Genomic DNA, 19,204 nt, shown 5'->3' with positions numbered 1-19,204 from the left:
ATCATGATCCTCGTCATCGACAATTACGACAGCTTCACCTGGAACCTGGTCCATTATCTGATGGAACTGGGCGCCGAGGTGAAGGTGGTGCGCAACGATGCGCTGACCGCAGCCGAAGCGATCGCGAGCAACGCGCAGGCCTTCCTGCTCTCGCCGGGTCCGTGCACCCCGAACGAGGCGGGGATCAGCCTCGATCTCGTTGCCGCCTGTGCCGACCAGGGCAAGCCGCTGCTCGGCGTGTGCCTCGGCCACCAGTCGATCGGCCAGCATTTCGGCGGACAGGTCGTGCGCGGCGGGCTGATGCACGGCAAGACCAGCCCCGTGCGTCATGACGGCACCGGCCTGTTCGAAGGGCTGCCCAGCCCCTTCACCGCGACGCGTTACCACTCGCTGATCGTCACCGACATTCCCGAGGAACTGGTGGTCAACGCCACGGCCGACGACGGTAGCGTCATGGCATTCCGCCACCGCGAGCTGCCGATCCATTCGGTCCAGTTCCATCCCGAAAGCATCGCCACCGAACATGGCCATGCGATGCTGGCGAACTTCATGAAGATCGCCGGGATCGAGGCGAAGGCGCTGGCCTGAGCTGTCGCGGCGGCCGCGATATTGCCAGCCGCCGCTCCCGGGCATAGCGTCTGCGACGAGCGATCCTGCATCGCTCGTCACCGCTGGAGGCCGGCTTGAAACCTACCGCGCTCATTCTCCCGCTCGCCGCCATGGCATGTGCGCCGAAGCCCGCGAACGAGCCGGCTGTCGGGATGGCGAATCCCGCATCGGTTCATTGCGTGAAGGCCGGTGGCCGAATCGAAATCCGCAAGGAGACGGCTGGCGAGGTCGGATATTGCCACCTGCCGGACGGCCGGGTGATCGAGGAATGGCAGTTCTTCAGGGCCTCTCAGGGCAAGAACGACTAGCCTCCTTCTCGCGTCGCTCCCGATTTTGCGGCAGGACCGGCGCGTTATGAACAAGACGGTCTCGAAGACGCTCTCCTACTGGCTTCGCCACGCGCCCGAAGCCGCGAATCTGAACCTCGATCACGCCGGATGGGCGGAGACGAACGCGGTGCTTGCCGCGTTCGAAAAGTCGGGTGCCCGCGTCGGCATGAGCGAGCTTCGCGACGTGGTCGAGCAGAACGACAAGCAGCGTTTCGAACTCTCGGCCGATGGTCTGCGCATCCGCGCGCGGCAGGGCCACTCGATCAAGGTCGATGCCGAATGGGAAGCCGCGCGGCCGCCGGAAACCCTCTATCACGGCACGGTCGAACGCTTCCTCGAGCCGATCTTCAGCGAAGGGCTGCGGCCGCAGGCGCGGCATCACGTCCATCTCTCGCCGGACGTGGAGACGGCAACACGGGTGGGCGCGCGCCGCGGCAAGCCGGTCGTGCTGGAGGTCGCCGCACGTGCGATGCACGCCGAGGGCGCCGAGTTCTTCCTGTCGAGCAATGGTGTCTGGCTGGTCGAACACGTGCCGCCGGCGCATCTGCGCCGTGCCTAGTGCCTCAGGCCTGAGACAGGCTCAGCACATTGCCGTCCGGGTCGTTGAACCAAGCGACCTTCGCCATGCCGCCGGGCGCGGTCCAGATGCCGTCCTCGTCCTGACCCATGCCGTCATAGATGGTGAACGCCACGCCCTTGTCGCGCAGTGTGTGCACGGTCGCGCGGATGTCGCCGACATTCCATCCGAATACCGGGTGCTGCCCGGCCTTGAAGTCCGGCATCGGCGTCAGGCGGATCACCGCATTGTCCATGGCGATGAAGTCGCCGAACGGATCTGAGCTGCGCAGCGTCAGCCCCAGCTGGTCGCAATAGAAGCCAAGCGCGCCATCGCGATCGGCGGTGTAAAGGAAGCTGACCGGTTCGGTCGATTTGAGGCCCATGGCTTATTGCTCCCTAACGAGGTGGGGGACAGGCACGCGCGGGAACGAAACGGAAGTTGCGGCGCGTCATCTTCACCTTGCGCTCGCGATCGGTCCATCCGTCGATGATCGCAATATCACCATAGAAGGTCGTCGGCACGACAATCTCGCCGGTTGAATCGCGCACGGGATTCCAGCTTTGCCCGGCATCCAGCGTGACGAGCACAAGCCCGTGCAGCTCGGACGCACTTTTCGCCCGCAGCCAGGTAGCGCCGTGAGACCCTTCGCCTTCAAACCAGCCGTCCGCCGTCGCGCTGCTACCCGCCTTGATCGTCCAGCCGGAAGGAATTCGACACACCGCCTTGTAACGAACACCCCAGCTCTGGAGCTTGAACTCGTTGATATACTCGTCCGGTCCGATGCCGAGTCCGACGATCGAAACAAGATACATCCGTTGCGGAAGCGCTGCCGAAGCGGGTGCCGCCAGCGCGAGGGCAATCAAGGGAAGCAATGCCTTCATATGGCATTTCATTCCGTCTTTGGACTGCTCACGCAACGGGCAAACGCGGTAACCCCAAGCAGGATTTGCTCGACTTGGTCCGCCCACGCCCCAATAGAAGCGGCGTGACCCGCTTCAGCCTCCTTCCCGATCCCGCCACGCCGCTCGTCCGCGAAGCCGCCGCGCAGGCGTTCGCCGACATTCTCGACGGCAATGCGACCGAGCCCGAGATCGAGGCGTTCCTGATCGCCCTTTCCGAACGCGGCGAGACCAGCATCGAGATCGCCGAAGCCGCCCGCGCGATGCGCCAGAGGGTAATCCCGGTCAGTGCCCCCGCCAACGCCATCGACGTGTGCGGCACCGGCGGCGATGGCCACCACACGCTCAATGTCTCGACCGCGGTCGCGATCGTCGTCGCGGCGGCCGGGGTGCCGGTCGCCAAGCACGGCAACCGCGCGGCATCGTCCAAGTCGGGTGCGGCGGATACGCTGGAGGCGCTCGGCCTCGATCTCGATCGCGCGGCTGAGAATGCCGAAGCACATCTGAACGATCTCGGCATCGCCTTTCTCTTCGCGGCCAAGCATCACCCGGCGATGGGGCGGATCGCGCCGCTGCGCCGCCGGATCGCGCGGCGGACGATCTTCAACCTGATGGGCCCGCTCGCCAATCCCGCCGGGGTCCAGCGCCAGCTGATCGGCATCGCCCGGCCCGATTATGCCCCGATCTATGCCCAGGCGCTGGAGCAGCTGGGCGTCAAGGGCGCGGCGATCGTCGCCGGCGAAGAAGGGCTCGACGAGCTCTCGCCCGAAGGCGGCAGCCTGGTCGTCAGCATTGGCGACGTCAGCCTGCCATCGCGGGTCACCCCTGCCGACGCCGGACTCGCGTCACACCCGCTGGTCAGCCTGCGCGGCGGCGACGCACGCGAGAACGCCGCCGCGCTGCGCAAGCTGCTCCAGGGCGAGCGCGGCCCCTATCGCGACGCGGTGCTGCTCAATGCCGCTGCCGCGCTGGTCGTCGCGGGCGAAGCGGTCGATCTGCGCGCAGGCGCGGAGGAAGCCGCCGAAACGATCGACAAGGGGCTTGCCAACGCGCTGCTCGACTGCTGGATCGCCGCAGCATGAACACGCTCGACAAGATCCTCGAAGTGAAGCGGCGCGAAGTCGCCGAACGCAAGGCGGCGACCGCGCTCGCCGACCTTCAGGCCCGTGCACTCGCCCAGACCCCGCCGCGCGGGTTCCGCGCCGCGCTCGATGCCAAGGCCGCAAATGGCTACGGCCTGATCGCAGAAATCAAGAAAGCTTCCCCGTCCAAGGGATTGATCCGCGCCGATTTCGACCCGCCGGCTCACGCCCGGGCCTACGAAGCCGGCGGCGCGGCATGCCTGTCGGTGCTGACCGACGCCGAATTCTTCCAGGGGCATGAGGATTATCTCATCGCGGCACGCGCCGCGTGCAACCTGCCGGTGATCCGCAAGGATTTCATGATCGATCCGTGGCAGGCGCTGGAGGCGCGCAGTATCGGCGCCGACGCGATTCTGATCATCGTCGCCGCGCTCGAGGATGCGCAGATGGCAGAGATCGAGGATGCCGCGCTCGGCCTCGGCATGGACGTGCTGGTCGAGGTCCACGACGAAGCCGAACTCGAGCGCGCTCTGGCGCTCCGCTCGCGGCTGATCGGAGTCAACAACCGCAACCTCAAGGATTTCTCTGTCTCCTTTGACAGAACCTATGAACTTGTCGGCCGCGCACCCGAAGGCTGCACCTTCGTCGCCGAAAGCGGCCTCACCTCGCGCACCGACCTCGACGCCATGGCGGAACATGGCGTGCGCTGCTTCCTGATCGGCGAATCGCTGATGCGGCAGGACGATGTCGAGGCGGCGACGCGGGCGCTGGTGGGATGAGCGACCTCACCCATCTCGACGAAAACGGCGCCGCGCGCATGGTCGATGTGGGAGCGAAGGCCGAAACACAGCGGGAAGCCATCGCCTCCGGCCGCATCACCATGTCGTCGGCGGCCGCCGCGGCGATTCGTGACGGCCTGGTCAAGAAAGGCGACGTCCTGTCGGTCGCACGCGTCGCCGGAATCATGGCGGCGAAGAAGACCAGCGACCTCATTCCGCTCTGCCACCCGCTGGCGCTGACGAAGATCACACTCGATCTTGTCCCTGACGCGACCGGGGTCACCGCGACCGCAACCGTCGCGCTGACCGGCCGGACCGGCGTCGAGATGGAGGCGCTCACCGCGGTCTCGGTCGCGCTGCTCACCGTCTACGACATGGCCAAGGCGATCGATAAGGCGATGCGGATCGAGGATATCCGTCTCGTTTCCAAGACAGGCGGCAAGTCCGGAGACTGGGTGAACCCAGAAGGTTAATTTTCACTCCACCCTGCTCGCTCAGACATTCTTGAGGGGCAAGCGCGCACGGTCCTCCCGACAAACGGGTGGGGATCCAATGACACTTCCGGCACGATCAGCGATCTTCTCGCTGTCCGGCGAGCTAGACGCTGCACCCGGTGCGGTCGAGGATGCATCGCCTGCAAGACTGCTGCTCGGCAGCGCGGGCGAGCGGAACTGTTTCGTCCACCGCCTCACATCGGCCGGCGCATCGCTCACCGTCTCCGGCCCGGTCAGCAACGGCGCACGCGCGACGATCGAGCTGCCCTTCGGCCTCGCCGCCGACGGATCGATCGTCGGCGACGATCCCGACGCGGTCGCCTTCCGGTTCGATGAACCGCTCGACGTCGTGGGCGCGCTCGCCCGCTGCCTCGCGGCGCTTCCGGCCGAGCGGCGCCAGATGCCGCGTATCGAGCTGCGCCACCGTCTCTGCGTGCGGCACAATGGCCAGGTCGATTTTGCCTGGACGCGCAACCTCTCCACCGCCGGCGTCGGTGTCGAGACGCGCGCGGTGCTGACGCCCGGCGAGCAGGTCGAGTTGACGCTCGACGGCCTGCGCCCGATCCAGGGTGAGGTGCGCTGGACCGAACGCGGTCAGGCCGGCATCGCCTTTGTCGAGGAGCTCGGCTGGCAGATCCTGATGCCCTGGCTGCGCAAGATCGCGACGCGCCGCCCCGGCCCCAATGGCACTCCGGTGCAGGAATATGCCCCCTCGGCGCTGGGCGCGGTCAAGGATGCCCTCAAGCTCGATATCGCCACCCATGTCCGCTCGGGCGCCAATTGGTGGAATGCGCAGCTCAATACGCTCAGCAGCACGCTCACCGAGTTCGAAAGCGCGACCGAATTCGCCCCGCTCTCCTCGCTCTGGCTTTCGCTGCCTGGAATAGGCGGCTGGCCGATCCGGGTGATCGAATGCCACGGTGCGCGGCACGTCGCCGAATTCCGCATCGCGCTGCGCCCGCATGAGATGGCGCGGCTGACCGAAGCGGCACGCCCGGCGCGCTGATCCTCTCGACCCAGCCGCCGCCGCGCGGTACCCCCGCGGCGATGGACCACCTTCTTCCCGTCGCCGAAGCCCAGCACCGCCTGCTCGCGCTTGCGTCCGCGATTTCGGTGGAAGACATACCGCTCAACGAAGCCTGCGGCCGATGGGCCGCCGCGGCCGTCACCGCCTTGCGCACGCAACCAGAGCAGCCGGTATCGGCAATGGACGGCTATGCGATTCGCTTCGCCGATCTGCCCGGCCCTTGGGACGTGACCGGCGAAAGCGCCGCCGGCCGCCCGTCCGCGGGCATCGTCGCCGCACATCAGGCGGTACGCATCTTCACCGGCGCCGTCCTGCCTGACGGTACCGATACCGTGCTGGTGCAGGAGGAAGCGCGGCGCGAAGGCAGCCGTCTGCACCTCGACGGCGACGGACCCGCCGGCAAAGGCCGCAATGTCCGCGCGGCCGGGCTCGATTTCCGCGCGGGTGAAACGCTGATCTCCGCTGGTGAGCGTCTGACCCCCGCCCGGATCGCACTCGCCGCGGTCGCCGGCCATGCCACCCTGCCCGCTCGCCGCCGCATCCGCATCGCGATCGCCGCGACGGGCGACGAGTTGCGCACGCCCGGCGAACCGCTCGCCCCCGGTCAGTTGCCCGAGAGCAACGGCATGATGCTCGCCGCTATGCTGGCTGGGCTTCCGGTCGAGATCACCGACCTCGGCATCCTGCCCGACCGGCACGATATCCTGGCGGCGACCTTTGCCGGGGTCGGCACCGATATCCTCGTCACCACCGGCGGCGCATCGGTCGGTGACCATGACCTTGTCCGGCCCGCGCTCCTGGCGGCTGGCGCGGACATCGATTTCTGGAAGATCGCGCTCCGCCCCGGCAAACCGATGATGGCGGGGAAACTTGGCGCCACAATGGTGCTGGGGCTGCCCGGCAACCCGGTCTCCGCCTTCGTCACGGCGCAGCTCTTTCTTCTCCCGCTCGTCGCGCATCTCTCGGGCGCTGCCGATCCGCTGCCGCGGATGCGCACCGCAACACTCGGCGAACCGCTCCCCGCCAACGGACCGCGCGCCGACTATCTGCGCGCCGCGCATCGCGACGGACGCGTCGTCGCCGCCGCAATCCAGGACAGCTCGATGCTCCGCACGCTCGCCCGCGCGGACTGCCTGATCGTGCGCTCGCCCCACGCGCAACCCGCGCAAACCGGCGACTCGGTGGAAATCCTGCCTTTCTGGTGAAGCTCCGCCTTGACATCATACAAGAACAAGGCGTAAACGTTCCATGTCTGTTCCAGATGGAGAACGTCCGATGCTTACGAAGAAGCAGCATGAGCTGATCTGCTTCATCGCCGACCGGTTGAACGAGACCGGCGTCTCGCCCTCGTTCGAGGAGATGAAGGACGCGCTCGATCTCAAGTCGAAGTCGGGCGTCCACCGGCTGATCTCCGCACTCGAGGAACGCGGCTTCCTGCGCCGCCTGCCTAATCGCGCGCGCGCGCTCGAAGTGCTCAAGATGCCTGAGCGTGCCGAGCCCAAAAAGGCCGCCCCCGCCAAGGACAATGTCGTCACGCTCGCTCGCCCCGCGCCGCAGCCGGCCCCCGCAAACGATGTGATCGAGATTCCGCTGCACGGCCGCATCGCCGCGGGCGTGCCGATCGAGGCGCTGGAAGGCTCGACCATGCTCCCGGTCCCCGCCGCCCTGCTCGGCTCGGGCGAACATTACGCGCTCGAGGTCGCCGGGGATTCGATGGTCGAGGCCGGGATCTTCGACGGCGACTATGCGCTGATCCGCCGTCAGGAGACGGCCCGCGACGGCGAAATCGTCGTGGCGCTGATCGAGGACAGCGAGGCGACGCTCAAATATTTCCGCAACGAAGGCAGCATGGTCCGGCTCGATCCGGCCAACCGCGCCTATGATCCGCAGCGCTACCGCCCCGATCAGGTGCGCGTCCAGGGCCGCCTCGCGGGCTTGCTGCGGCGCTACTGAATGCGAAGGGCGGCTGCGGCCGCCCTTTCCATTGATCATGATTTCGGACCTGCCAGGCCGTACTGCAGCCCTGCGCCTTTACCTTCCAGGTAATTGAGCGCGCGCCTGCCGTGCCTATCCTGCATGCGTCCACCCAGTGACAGGAGAGAGCAATGACCACCCTTGAAGGCGGCTGCCATTGCGGCGCGATTCGTTACACACTGACCGGCGATCCGATGCATCACGCGCTGTGCCACTGCACCGACTGCCGCCGCGCATCGGGCGCGCCGATGGTCGGCTGGGCGATGTTCCAGGAGGACGCGCTCAGCGTCACCCGGGGCGAACCACAGGAATATGCCTCATCCGAACATGGCCGCCGCTATTTCTGCGGCACCTGCGGGACGGGCCTGTTCTACCGCAATGCGGAGAACCTTCCCGGCATCGTCGATACGCAGGTCGCAACGCTCGACGATCCCGACGTGATCCCCGCCGGCGCGCACATCCAGGTCGCCGAGCGCATCGGCTGGATGAAGGATATGCATAATCTTCCGGAGTTCGCACGCTACCCGGGGATGGAGTAGCGCGACGTCGCGATGGAGGCGAGCGCTCGACCGAACCTCCCTCGATCACACGCGGATTTCCCCCTCCATGACGGCGACGCACGCGCCACGCAGGGTCGCGACAATGCCTTCCGGTGAACGGCGTGCCTCGACGTCCAACAGGCTTGGCCTGCCCATTTCGACACCCTGATGGATCAGGAAGCGGGCTTCATCGCTATCCGGCTCAAACGACAGCAGCAGGCAGGCAAGGGGCGCGTTCGCGCTTCCGGTGGCGGGATCTTCCCACGTCCCGGCCAACGGCGCGAACATCCGGGCGCGAAGGGCGCGCCCCTGCTTGCAATAGACATGGACCGAGAATCGGTTGCCCAGATGCGGATGGGCAGCAAGCGCCGCCCTGAATGCCGCAAGATCGGGGGCACAGCGTGCGAGCGCGTCGCTGGTCAGTTCCGCGATGACATAGGGGTTGCCGTTCGATGCGACGATCGGCGGATGCGTTGCGGTTACGACGTCGCCGGTCTCCAACCGCAAGACCTGCGTGATGACATCGACCGCAATTGGCTCACCGATGCTCAATGGTTGCGGCGCCGCGATCGTGGCGGCAACGGGCGTACCCTGGGCATCCCGCTCGATCCTGACGCGGACAAGCCCGGCGGGAATCTCGAACGTCGCGTCTGTCAGGCCGGGTTGTTGACCGGCGAGAACGAAGGCGGTGCCGACCATCGGGTGCCCTGCAAAGGCCATCTCCGCCGTGCGGTTGAAGATACGGACACGCGCCGTGTTCACGGGATCGGCCGGTGGCAGGATGAAGGTGGTTTCGCTGAGATTGAACTCGGCCGCCACCGCCTGCATCGTCGCGCTGTCGAGCGCTTCGCCTCCCATCACCACGGCGAGTGGATTCCCACCGAAGCGCTGGTCCGTAAAAACATCAGCAGTGAAGAAGGGCAATCTGGGCATGTACGACTCCAATCCGCTGCATGATTGACACGCATTTCGTTGATTGGCAAACTATCGAATATGACCGACGCAGAGCTGTTCCGCGCCCTGGGCAACGATCGCCGCCTTCAGATCCTGGCCTGGCTCAGGGAACCGACCGCGCATTTTCCGCCACAGCGGGACGGTGACCTGATCGAAGATGGCGTATGCGGTCAGCTCATCGCGGAGAAGCTCGGCATCAATGCATCGACACTCAGCGAACATATGCGGGTGCTGCAGGGCAGCGGTCTGGTGACGCCGAAGCGGATCAAGCAATGGACATTCTACCGTCGCAATGACGCTCGGCTGAAGGCGCTCGCTTCGATCGTCAACGGGATTTGAAGGCGTGGTGATGTTCAGCCACATAACCGTCGGCGTCAGCGACCTCGATCGCGCGGCTTCCTTCTACGATGCGCTGCTGATCCCACTCGAGCTTGCCCGGCGTCCAGTGACGCCCGATGGCGGGCCGCCATCGCTGTGCTGGCATAAGCCGGGCGCCAGCCTGCCCCGCTTCTACACTTATCTGCCATTTGACGGAGAGCCGTGCTCGCACGGCAACGGCAGCATGGTCGCCTTCCTCGCTCCCTCGCCCGAAGCGGTAAATCTCGCCCATGCGCAGGCCCTGCGTCACGGCGGGACCGACGCGGGAGCTCCTGGGCCGCGCGAGCATTACGGGCAGGGCTATTATGGCGCCTATTTGCGTGATCCTGACGGCAACAAGATCCACATCGTCCATCGGCCGGAGGCATCGTCAGTCACGCCTTGATCGCGGGTCACTGCGTCCCGCCCGAACGCGTTGCCGCCACCCGCTCCGCCTCGATCCACGGATGCCGCGCCCCTGCCCGCCGTACGGTCCGCACCTCCGGCGTCGTGCCCAGCATGATCGCCACCCCGCCGGTCTTCGCCAGCATCGCCCGATCGAGCTTCAACCACTTCGGCATACATCCTGGCGGCAGGCGGCGGTCCGAGACCAGGATATCCACCGAGCGGCACACCGCAATCATCTCCCGCCACGGCACCAGATAGCCGCTCCGCGTCGCCGCGACCCGCCAGCGCCGCCCCTCACGCTCGATATCGATCAGGCACAGATCGGGGCTGCACCGCGCACCCAGCTGTTCCGCCAGCGCGGGCAGTTCAGCGTCCACCCCGCCACTCTCCGCCATCATGTCACGCACATAGTCGCCCGCCCGGTCGCGCAGGATGGCAATCTCCCCGCCCGGCATCCGCAGCGCCAGGTGCCGCCCGTCGCCCGTCACCAGCAGATCCGGCATCGGCGTCGCGAGCGCCCACACCGCTCCCACCGCCACCGGCATCAGCCCTGCCAGCCGCACCCGCGTCTTCCACAGCGCGAACCACAATCCGCCCGCCACCATCAACGCATAGGCACCGCCCGGCATTCCCGGCAGCATTGCCAGCGCTCCCGGTGCATTCGCCGCGGCATGCGCAAGGCCGAGCAGCAGCCATAATGCCCGCTCGGTGAGCCACCAGAAGGGCGCACCAAGCCCGATAAGGTCGAAGAACAGCGCCGCCGCCTCCAGCGGCATGATGACGAAGGTGGTGAGCGGGATCGCGACGATGTTCGCGAGCGCGCCATAGACGCCGGATTTGTGGAAGTGGAACAGCGCGATGGGCGTCAGCGCGATCTCCACCACAAGTCCTGTCAGCAACAGCGATCCGACACCCCGCGCAACCCTGCGTGCCCAGCCCTCCTCGCGCCGCTCGAACCAGCCGCGCACGCGCCGGCTCTCGTGCAACGCGACGATCGCGGTCACCGCCGCAAAGCTCATCTGGAAGCTCGGCCCGATCAGCGCCTCGGGCCAGAGCAGCAGCACGACCAGCGCGCCGAACGCCACCAGCCGCAGCGTAATCGCCTCGCGCCCCAGCATCATCGCCGCCAGCACCAACAGCGCCGCGATACACGACCGCACCGTCGGCACCTCGGCGCCGGTGAGCAGCGTATAGCCCACCGCCGCGACGCCCGCCGCGCCCGCTGCGATCACCGGCAATGGCCAGCGCAGCGCTAGGGCCGGACTGAGCGCAAGCAGCCGCAGCACCAGCAGCATCGTCGCGCCCACCACCGCGGTAACGTGCAGGCCGCTCACCGACAGCAGATGCGCCAGCCCCGATCGCCGCAGCGCTTCGCCATCCGCTTCGGATATCGCCCCGCGGTCCCCCGTCACCAGCGCCGCCGCGATCCCGCCCGCGCTCCCCTCGACCTGGCGCTGGACATGCGCCGTCAGCCGCTCGCGCAACCCGCTCTTCGCCTCGCCCGGCGCGACGATTTCGACCGGCGCAAATCCCCGCCCACTCGCCCCCAGCCGGTCGAACCACGCTACCCGTTCGAAGTCATAGGCACCGGGCACCGCAGGGGGTGCGGGCGGCATCAGCCGCGCGCGCAGCCGCACCACCGCGCCGCGGCTCAGCCCGGCGGGCACGTCCTTCGCATCGAGATTCACGCGCACGGCGGGAGGCAGGCCCGCCCCCGCCTCGGGCGCGATCCGCACGCGAACCATCTTCCGCGCCGGGAGCTGTTCCACGCGCTCGACCTTGCCCTGAAATGCGACGATCGCCGGCCGCGCCAGCACGGGTGCCGCCATCCGCTCGGCACGCCACCACACCAGCGCGCAACCGATCGCCACCAGCATCCCCGCCACCGCCACGCAGCGCGCCGCGCGCCCTCCGCCGCCCAGCGCAAGCCCGGCTGCAGCAATCCCCAGCCCGCCCAGTATCACGGCAATCCACCGCCCGGCGTCGGGCAGCGCGAACCAGGCCACGATCCCCGCGCCCAGCATCACGGGGATCCACAGCACAAGCTGCCCGCGCTCGGCCTCCAGCCAGCGCTCGAGTCGTTCGCCCCACAGTCCCGGGAATCGCCATCCGCCCGCGATTTGAAGCAGGCGAAACCCCGTGCTAGGGGCGCTCGCGGCTGAACTGGCCATCGATCACATGTCTTGGGAGCAAGCGCGCTTGGGCGCAACATCTGAACCCGCCGCGGGTACGCAAATCGTCACGCGCTTCGCCCCGTCGCCGACGGGGTTTCTGCATATCGGCGGCGCACGCACCGCGCTGTTCAACTGGCTGTTCGCGCGCCACCATGGCGGCAAGTTCCTGCTGCGCATCGAGGATACCGACCGCGCCCGCTCGACCGATGCGGCGATCGAGGCGATCCTTGACGGCATGCGCTGGCTCGGCCTCGATTGGGACGGCGACGAGGTCTATCAGTTCGCCCGCGCCGAGCGGCATGCCGAAGTCGCCCACGCGATGCTCGACTCCGGCCACGCCTATCGCTGCTGGATGAGCCAGGAGGAAATCGCGGCCCAGCGCGAGGAAGCGCAGGCGGCGAAGAAGCCTTATCGCATCCGCAGCCCGTGGCGCGACCGTACCGACGGCCCGCTCGACCAGCCGCACGTCGTCCGCATCCGCGCCCCGCGTGAGGGCGCAGTGACGATCCGCGACGCGGTTCAGGGCGAGGTGACCGTCCAGAATGCCGAGCTGGACGACATGATCCTGCTCCGTTCGGACGGCACGCCGACCTATATGCTCGCGGTGGTGGTCGATGATCACGACATGGGCGTGACCCACGTCATCCGCGGCGATGACCATCTCAACAATGCTTTCCGCCAGCTGCTGATCATCCACGCGATGGGCTGGGCCGAGCCGGTCTATGCCCATATCCCGCTGATCCACGGCGCGGACGGGGCGAAGCTGTCCAAGCGCCATGGCGCACTCGGCGTCGATGCCTATCGCGACGAACTCGGCGTGCTGCCCGAGGCGCTGTTCAACCACCTCCTCCGCCTCGGCTGGGGGCATGGCGATGACGAGATCATCAATCGCGAGCAGGCGATCGAATGGTTCGACCTGTCGGGCGTCGGCAAATCGGCCTCGCGCTTCGATTTGAAGAAACTGGATAGCCTCAACGGCCACTACATCCGCGCCGCCGACGATGCGCGACTCGCCGCGCTGGCGGCGCCGTTCCTGCCCTTCGAAGCGTCACCGCAGCAGATCGAACTTCTGCAGCGCAGCATGCACGCGCTCAAGCCGCGTGCCGCGAATCTCCTTGAAATCGCGGACGGATCGGCCTTCCTCTTTCGCACACGCCCCCTGGAAATGGACGCAGATGCACAAGCTCTGCTAGGGGGCGACGCGAAGGCGATCCTGCATTCCCTTCACGCGGCGCTTGACGCCGTCGCGGACTGGAATACGGAAGCGCTCGAAACGGCGGTACGCCAGGTGGCGGAGTCGGGGGGAGTGAAACTCGGGGCGGCCGCACAGCCGCTTCGTGCCGCGCTTACGGGCCGGCGGACCTCTCCCGGCATCTTCGACGTCCTCGTCCTTCTGGGGCGGGAGGAAAGCCTGGGCCGGATTGCCGATCAAATGACGGCTCCTTCGGGAAGCTGAGACGAAAGGACGAGATTTATGACCGACTCCAGCCTCAACATCGCCGGTAAAGACTATCCGGTTCGACAGGGCAGCGTCGGTCCTGAAGTCGTCGATATCCGCAAATTCTACGGCCAGAGCGGGATGTTCACCTACGATCCCGGCTTCACCTCGACCGCCTCGTGCGAGTCGGGGCTGACCTATATCGACGGCGACGAAGGCACGCTGCTGCATCGCGGCTATCCGATCGGCCAGCTCGCCGAACATTCGAACTTCATGGAGGTCGCCTACCTCCTGCTCAACGGCGAGCTGCCGAGCAAGGACGAGCTCGGCACATTCACCACCACGATCACCCGCCACACCATGCTGCATGAGCAGCTCGCGACCTTCTACCGCGGCTTCCGTCGCGACGCGCACCCGATGGCGGTGATGTGCGGCGTGGTCGGCGCGCTCTCGGCCTTCTATCACGACTCGACCGACATCTCGGATCCGTACCAGCGCATGGTCGCCAGCCACCGGCTGATCGCGAAGATGCCGACGATCGCGGCGATGGCGTACAAGTACAGCGTCGGTCAGCCCTTCCTCTATCCCGACAACTCGCTGTCCTACACCGGCAATTTCCTGCGCATGACCTTCGGCGTCCCGGCCGAGGAATATGTGGTGAACCCGGTGGTCGAGCGCGCGCTCGACCGCATCTTCATCCTCCATGCCGATCACGAGCAGAACGCTTCGACCTCGACCGTGCGCCTCGCCGGCTCGTCGGGCGCGAACCCGTTCGCCTGCATCGCCGCGGGCATCGCCTGCCTCTGGGGTCCGGCGCATGGCGGCGCCAACGAAGCCGCGCTCAACATGCTGCGTGAGATCGGCCGTCCGGAGCGCATCCCCGAGTACATCGCCCGCGCCAAGGACAAGAACGATCCGTTCCGCCTGATGGGCTTCGGCCATCGCGTCTACAAGAACTACGACCCGCGCGCGACGGTGATGCAGAAGACGGTGCGCGAGGTGCTGAGCGCACTCAACGTCACCGATCCGCTGTTCGACGTCGCGCTTCAGCTTGAGGAAATGGCGCTCAAGGACGAGTATTTCGTCGAGAAGAAGCTGTTCCCGAACGTCGATTTCTACTCGGGCGTGATCCTGTCGGCGATCGGCTTCCCGACCACGATGTTCACCGTCCTCTTCGCCCTCGCCCGCACCGTCGGCTGGGTCGCGCAGTGGAACGAGATGATCAGCGATCCCGACCAGAAGATCGGCCGCCCGCGCCAGCTCTACACCGGCCCGACCCAGCGCGACTACGTCCCCGTCGACAAGCGCTGATCCGGACACCGGACAAGAAAAAGGCCCGCCGGAGCGATCCGGCGGGCCTTTTTCGTTGGGTTCGCATGAACCGCCAAGAACCTCCACCGTCATCCCGGCCTTGTGCCGGGATCCACGGCGCCGCACGCGATGCGATAGAAGCGCTTGCCCAGGTTCCGCCTTCCGGTGGATCCCGGCACAAGGCCGGGATGACGGAGAATTGAGAAGGCTTCTGACGACCCAGCGTTGGACATTCGGTTTTGTCTAGCGTCGTGGGCGCCGACGATACTTGCCTCCACCACCTCCCCACCAACGGATGGGTCTCGCACTTGCCCCAAAGAATCGGGCCACAGAGCCTTGCAAGACCTGAGAAGCGATGAGCGACAGCCAAAGCGATGCAATAACCGTGAAAACGACTGCGGAGTAAGCAGCCCAGGTTGGCAAGTCGGCCGTTGCCCTGCCGACGATCAATCCAAATCCGGTCGGGCCAAGAAGTAGCGGTATTCGCGTCGCTAAAATTGCCAGGACCGCCCACCCAACCTTTGCTCGCAGCGGGTGCCCGTCGAAATACCCGGCGAGAAAGCCGGTCGCCAGTATGCCGATTGTTGACCCGGCAATCGACCGCCAAGCGATCACATCCGTAGCAAGTGTTGTGACGTCACTTTCCATTGTGATCGATGATATCCGTCCGGATGCCCGTTAACCACCCACGCCACCTACCCCCGCAGGATCTTCGCCATCGGCCGCCCCTTGGCCAGTTCGTCGATCAGCTTGTCGAGATAGCGCAGCTCGCGCATCAGCGGGTCCTCGATCTCCTCGATCCGCACGCCGCAGATCACGCCCGTGATCAGCGACCGCGCGGGGTTCAGCGCCGGCGCCTGCGCGAAAAAATCCTCGAAATTGGTCTTCTGCTCCAGATGCGCCCGAAGCTGCGCATCGCTGTAGCCGGTCAACCAGCGGAAGATCTCATCCACTTCCGCCTGCGTCCGCCCCTTCTTCTCCGCCTTGGCGATATAGTGCGGATACACGCTCGCGACGCTCATCGTGTAGATGCGGTGCTTCGTCATCTCACCTCCTGCGCGGGTTACTCCGCCATATAGCGCGCAAATGCGTCCTTGTAGTCGGGGTGCCAGCGCGACAGCGCGGGCCGGTTCGCAATGATGTCGTCCATCGCCCAGCGCATACGCTTCTCGTCGGTCGCGCGATCGACATCATTGTCGGGGCAGAGGATGTAGAAGTCCCCGCGCGCGATGCTCTCCAGCATGAACGTGGCCACCTGATCAGCGGTCCACGCGCCCTCGGCCTCGCCGGTCATGCCGCTGCGGGTGAATCCCGGAATCAGCAGATGCGCGCCGATCCGCCCGGCCGTCTCCTCGCGCAGCGCATGGGCGAGCGACTCGGTGTAGCTGCGCACTCCCGCCTTGGAGAGGTTGTAGGCGGCGTTGCCCGGAGGGCTGGTGATCCCCTGCTTCGATCCGGTGTTGACGATCGTCCCCGGCCTGCCGCTCGCCAGCATCGCCGGGACGAAAGCCTGCGCGACGGCGATCACGCCCATCAGGTTGATGCGCAGCAATTGTTCCCAGCCCGCCGGATTCTCCCACGGCTTGCCCGGATTGCCGCCGATCGCCGCATTGTTGATCAGCACCGCGACCGGTCCGTGCTCGGCGAGCACGCGGTCGCGCAGCCGCTCGATGTCCGCGGGATCCGCCACGTCAGCCGCAATCGCGCTGACGTCACCCGCCGCCGCCAGCTCGCGCGCCGCCGCATCGAACCGCTCGCCCGCTAGGTCGGCGATCACGACCTTCATTCCCAGTCCTGTCAGCCGCGCCGCAATGGCGAAGCCGATCCCGCCGGCGCCCCCGGTCACGACGGCGGTGCCGCCCGGATCGAATGAAGGGGGAAGCGTGATCGGGTCCATGGCGCGTCCTTTCGCTGACGCCGCGCCTCTAGCGGCATTACCCGAGCGGCGCGATAGCACGGCACGAATCCAGCCCTCCGGTCTTGCAGAATCGCGCGCGGCCTCTTATTGTATGGATACAATAACTGAATTGAAGGCCATACAATGGACCGCCCCGAAGACAAGGACAAGCTGCGCTGGATCCTCAACACCGGCTGGAAGGGCCTGTGCGTCCGCTGCGGCGAGAAGACGATGTTCGCCGGCTGGCTCAAGATCGCGAAGAAATGCCCGTCCTGCGGTCTCGACTATCGCTTTGCCTCGCCCGACGACGGCCCGGCCTTCTTTTCGCTCTGCTTCGTCGCCTTCCCGCTCACCTTCTTCGGCGTGTGGTTCCAGGTGGCGTTCGATCCGCCCTTCTGGGTGCACCTGTTCACCACCATCCCCGTGATGGTCGCCGGATGCGTGCTCGCGCTGCGCCCGCTCAAGGGCTGGCTCGTCGCCTCGCAATATCTCAACAATGCGCAGGAGGCGGGCACCGCCAAGCTCTGGGCGAAGTTGCATGCCGAGGCGGAATCACGCGATACGCCGCCCAATGGCTGACGACTGGCTTCCCGATCTCGATCCGGCCGCGGGCGCGAAATATACCGTTATCGCCGATGCGCTGGGCGCGGCGATCGATCGCGGCGCGCTGCCCGGCGGGACGCGCCTGCCGCCGCAGCGCGACCTTGCCGCCCGGCTCGGGGTCGATCTCACCACCGTCACCCGCGCCTATGACGCCGCCCGCCGCCGCGGCCTGATCGAAGCACGCGGGCGTGCAGGCAGCTTCGTGCGCGCGCCGCAGCGGGTCGAGATCGCCGATCTCGCGCGCGTCGATACCGGCATGAACCTGCCGCCTGAGCTTCCCGGCGGTCTGCTCGCCCGGACGATCGCCGAGACGGTCGGTGCACTGCTCCTCGATGCCTCGCCGTTGCGGCTGCAATATCAGGCGATGGGCGGCAATGCGGAGGACCGTGCCGCCGGGGTTCGTTTCCTCGACGCTATGGGACTGCCCGCCGAAGCCGACCAGCTTATCCTGGCCGCAGGCGGACAGAATGCGTTGCATGCGATCCTGAACAACACGCTGCTTCCTGGCGATGCCGTGCTCTGCCGCCACTTCGTCTATTCGGGCTTCCGCGCGCTTGCCCAGCGGATCGGCATCCGCCTTGTCGGGCTGGACAGGCTGGACGCGGCATCGACCGCCGCTGCCTGCGCAGCCGATCCGCGGATCCGCGCCGTCTACCTCGTCCCCACCAACGACAATCCGACCGCCGAGACGCTCGGCGAGGATGCCCGGCGCGCGATCGCGGCGGCGGCGATCCGCCACGACCTTCAGGTGATCGAGGACGATGCCTATGGCCCCCTCGCCGCCGCCCCGCTCGCACCGGTCGCCGCCTATGCCCCCGGCCACAGCTGGCACATCGCGAGCGCCTCCAAGATCATCTCGCCTGCCCTGCGGGTCGCCTTCGTGCGCGCGCCGAATGTCGCGGCGGCGGTCCAGCTCGCGACGCAGATCCACCAGACCGCGGTGATGCCCCCGCCCCTCAACGCGGCCATGCTCACGCGCTGGATCGGCGACGGCACCGCCGCCCGCCTGATCGGGGCGATGCGAGCCGAGGCGTCCCGGCGTCAGGCGCTGGCGTCACGGCTGCTGGAGGGGCTGGACTTCACCGCCCACCCCCAGGGCTATCACCTCTGGCTGCGGCTGGCCGATGGCATCGCGCCCAACGACCTGGCCGATGCCATGCGCCCCACCGGTCTCTCGGTGATGCCCGCAGACCGTTTCGCGGCGGGCGACGCCCAGGCCAATGCCGTTCGCGTGTCGCTGGGCGGCCTCGCCGACGACGATCAGCTGACCCGCGCGCTCCGTATCCTGCACGGCTATGCCTCGATCTAGGACGTTTCGAACGCCCCCAGGATCGGACACCCCTTCCCCTCACCCGCAGCACAGCGCTCCGCCAGCCCCTCCAGCGCGGCGCGCGCCGCGGTCAGCTTCGCCACCTGCGCATCGATCGCCGCGATCCGTACCGCCGCCAGCTCACGCGCCCGCGCCCGGTCCTCGCCCGCATCCAGCGCCAGCAGCTCGCCGATCTCGTTCAGCGTGAACCCGGCCTCCTGCGCCGCGCGGATGAAGCGCAGCCGGCGCGCATCCTGCCCGTCATAGCGCCGCACGCCCCCCGCGCCCTGGCCGACCCGCGCCGGTTCCGCCAGCAGCCCGCGCCGCTGATAATAGCGGATCGTTTCCACCCCAACGCCGCCGGCCTTGGCCAGCGCGCCGATCGTCATGTCGGGCACCTCTTGACTCCGTACTATGGTACGGACCCTATCTAGGGCGGGTTCTTAGAGTCGCAAGGAGCCC

23 protein-coding genes are annotated in these 19,204 nt (G+C 67.0%); 16 read left to right on the top strand and 7 right to left on the bottom strand.

All coding sequences use genetic code 11. The features are described 5' to 3' along the window. The first annotated feature begins 3 nt into the window (after positions 1-3). The 3 genes from AC07TU_RS14850 (at position 4) to AC07TU_RS14840 (ending at position 1,497) form a co-directional block, all read left to right on the top strand. Positions 4-588, top strand: coding sequence for an anthranilate synthase component II (locus AC07TU_RS14850; RefSeq protein ID WP_495188698.1), 585 nt, complete (start codon positions 4-6; stop codon positions 586-588). Between the two features lie 173 nt (positions 589-761). Next, positions 762-917 (top strand): putative hemolysin, encoded by a 156-nt coding sequence (locus AC07TU_RS14845; RefSeq protein ID WP_495188697.1) that lies wholly within the window; start codon positions 762-764, stop codon positions 915-917. Positions 918-963: 46 nt separating this feature from the next. Further along, positions 964-1,497: an RNA 2'-phosphotransferase gene (locus tag AC07TU_RS14840; protein WP_495188696.1), complete on the top strand. Its 534-nt coding sequence runs from the start codon at positions 964-966 to the stop codon at positions 1,495-1,497. A gap of 4 nt (positions 1,498-1,501) precedes the next feature. On the opposite strand, the gene AC07TU_RS14835 is transcribed toward AC07TU_RS14840, so the two are convergent. Both AC07TU_RS14835 and AC07TU_RS14830 read right to left on the bottom strand, forming a co-directional pair. Next, positions 1,502-1,879: a VOC family protein gene (locus tag AC07TU_RS14835; RefSeq protein WP_495188695.1), complete on the bottom strand. Its 378-nt coding sequence runs from the start codon at positions 1,877-1,879 to the stop codon at positions 1,502-1,504. Positions 1,880-1,892: 13 nt separating this feature from the next. Then, positions 1,893-2,378 (bottom strand): hypothetical protein, encoded by a 486-nt coding sequence (locus AC07TU_RS14830; RefSeq protein ID WP_495188694.1) that lies wholly within the window; start codon positions 2,376-2,378, stop codon positions 1,893-1,895. Positions 2,379-2,482: 104 nt separating this feature from the next. On the opposite strand from AC07TU_RS14830, the gene trpD reads away from it, so the two are divergent. From trpD to AC07TU_RS14795, 7 genes are all read left to right on the top strand, one after another. Then, the gene (trpD, locus tag AC07TU_RS14825; protein WP_495188693.1) at positions 2,483-3,478 is read left to right on the top strand and encodes an anthranilate phosphoribosyltransferase; all 996 of its coding nucleotides are present in this window, start codon (positions 2,483-2,485) and stop codon (positions 3,476-3,478) included. Further along, entirely contained in the window at positions 3,475-4,257 is a 783-nt protein-coding gene (gene trpC, locus AC07TU_RS14820) for an indole-3-glycerol phosphate synthase TrpC (RefSeq protein WP_495188692.1), read from the top strand. The genes trpD and trpC overlap by 4 nt, the downstream gene beginning before the upstream one ends. Next, entirely contained in the window at positions 4,254-4,730 is a 477-nt protein-coding gene (gene moaC / locus AC07TU_RS14815) for a cyclic pyranopterin monophosphate synthase MoaC (protein ID WP_495188691.1), read from the top strand. Before trpC ends, moaC begins: the two co-directional genes overlap by 4 nt. Before the next feature lie 79 nt (positions 4,731-4,809). Next, the gene (locus tag AC07TU_RS14810) at positions 4,810-5,757 is read left to right on the top strand and encodes a PilZ domain-containing protein (RefSeq protein ID WP_495188690.1); all 948 of its coding nucleotides are present in this window, start codon (positions 4,810-4,812) and stop codon (positions 5,755-5,757) included. Between the two features lie 41 nt (positions 5,758-5,798). Next, positions 5,799-6,983 (top strand): molybdopterin molybdotransferase MoeA, encoded by a 1,185-nt coding sequence (locus AC07TU_RS14805; RefSeq protein ID WP_495188689.1) that lies wholly within the window; start codon positions 5,799-5,801, stop codon positions 6,981-6,983. 70 nt (positions 6,984-7,053) lie between these two features. Next, complete coding sequence (gene lexA, locus AC07TU_RS14800; protein WP_495188688.1) at positions 7,054-7,731, top strand: transcriptional repressor LexA; 678 nt, start codon at positions 7,054-7,056, stop codon at positions 7,729-7,731. A gap of 152 nt (positions 7,732-7,883) precedes the next feature. Then, positions 7,884-8,291, top strand: coding sequence for a GFA family protein (locus AC07TU_RS14795; protein WP_495188687.1), 408 nt, complete (start codon positions 7,884-7,886; stop codon positions 8,289-8,291). A gap of 45 nt (positions 8,292-8,336) precedes the next feature. Here the strand turns inward: AC07TU_RS14795 and AC07TU_RS14790 are convergent, their stop codons facing one another. After that, positions 8,337-9,224, bottom strand: coding sequence for a PhzF family phenazine biosynthesis protein (locus tag AC07TU_RS14790; RefSeq protein WP_495188686.1), 888 nt, complete (start codon positions 9,222-9,224; stop codon positions 8,337-8,339). Between the two features lie 60 nt (positions 9,225-9,284). Between AC07TU_RS14790 and AC07TU_RS14785 the strand changes: the two genes are divergently transcribed. Both AC07TU_RS14785 and AC07TU_RS14780 read left to right on the top strand, forming a co-directional pair. After that, entirely contained in the window at positions 9,285-9,584 is a 300-nt protein-coding gene (locus tag AC07TU_RS14785; RefSeq protein WP_495188685.1) for an ArsR/SmtB family transcription factor, read from the top strand. A gap of 10 nt (positions 9,585-9,594) precedes the next feature. After that, positions 9,595-10,008: a VOC family protein gene (locus tag AC07TU_RS14780; RefSeq protein WP_495188684.1), complete on the top strand. Its 414-nt coding sequence runs from the start codon at positions 9,595-9,597 to the stop codon at positions 10,006-10,008. Between the two features lie 7 nt (positions 10,009-10,015). Here the strand turns inward: AC07TU_RS14780 and AC07TU_RS14775 are convergent, their stop codons facing one another. After that, positions 10,016-12,181, bottom strand: a complete 2,166-nt coding sequence (locus AC07TU_RS14775; RefSeq protein ID WP_495188683.1) for a ComEC/Rec2 family competence protein — start codon at positions 12,179-12,181, stop codon at positions 10,016-10,018. Positions 12,182-12,188: 7 nt separating this feature from the next. On the opposite strand from AC07TU_RS14775, the gene gltX reads away from it, so the two are divergent. After that, the gene (gene gltX / locus AC07TU_RS14770) at positions 12,189-13,640 is read left to right on the top strand and encodes a glutamate--tRNA ligase (protein WP_495188682.1); all 1,452 of its coding nucleotides are present in this window, start codon (positions 12,189-12,191) and stop codon (positions 13,638-13,640) included. Between the two features lie 18 nt (positions 13,641-13,658). Beyond that, positions 13,659-14,933, top strand: a complete 1,275-nt coding sequence (locus tag AC07TU_RS14765; protein WP_495188681.1) for a citrate synthase — start codon at positions 13,659-13,661, stop codon at positions 14,931-14,933. Between the two features lie 695 nt (positions 14,934-15,628). Here the strand turns inward: AC07TU_RS14765 and AC07TU_RS14760 are convergent. Together AC07TU_RS14760 and AC07TU_RS14755 are read right to left on the bottom strand one after the other, a co-directional pair. Beyond that, entirely contained in the window at positions 15,629-15,979 is a 351-nt protein-coding gene (locus tag AC07TU_RS14760; RefSeq protein ID WP_495188680.1) for a DUF2200 domain-containing protein, read from the bottom strand. A gap of 17 nt (positions 15,980-15,996) precedes the next feature. Beyond that, on the bottom strand, positions 15,997-16,830 hold the full coding sequence (locus AC07TU_RS14755) for an SDR family NAD(P)-dependent oxidoreductase (protein WP_495188679.1): 834 nt from the start codon (positions 16,828-16,830) through the stop codon (positions 15,997-15,999). A 144-nt stretch (positions 16,831-16,974) separates the two neighbouring features. Here AC07TU_RS14755 and AC07TU_RS14750 point away from each other — a divergent pair, with 144 nt between their 5' ends. Next, positions 16,975-17,409 carry a DUF983 domain-containing protein gene (locus tag AC07TU_RS14750; protein ID WP_495188678.1) on the top strand — a complete coding sequence of 145 codons (435 nt, stop codon included), beginning with the start codon at positions 16,975-16,977 and terminating at the stop codon, positions 17,407-17,409. After that, a complete protein-coding gene (locus AC07TU_RS14745) occupies positions 17,402-18,742 on the top strand; it encodes an aminotransferase-like domain-containing protein (protein WP_495188677.1) in 1,341 nt (446 codons plus the stop codon). The genes AC07TU_RS14750 and AC07TU_RS14745 overlap by 8 nt, the downstream gene beginning before the upstream one ends. Here AC07TU_RS14745 and AC07TU_RS14740 read toward each other — a convergent pair. Beyond that, a complete protein-coding gene (locus AC07TU_RS14740; RefSeq protein WP_495189019.1) occupies positions 18,739-19,131 on the bottom strand; it encodes a MerR family transcriptional regulator in 393 nt (130 codons plus the stop codon). The genes AC07TU_RS14745 and AC07TU_RS14740 overlap by 4 nt on opposite strands. Positions 19,132-19,204: the final 73 nt, after the last annotated feature.

Source organism: Sphingomonas sp. GW821-FHT03E12 (genome assembly GCF_059420685.1).
This window is presented reverse-complemented; position numbering and strand designations above follow the sequence as displayed.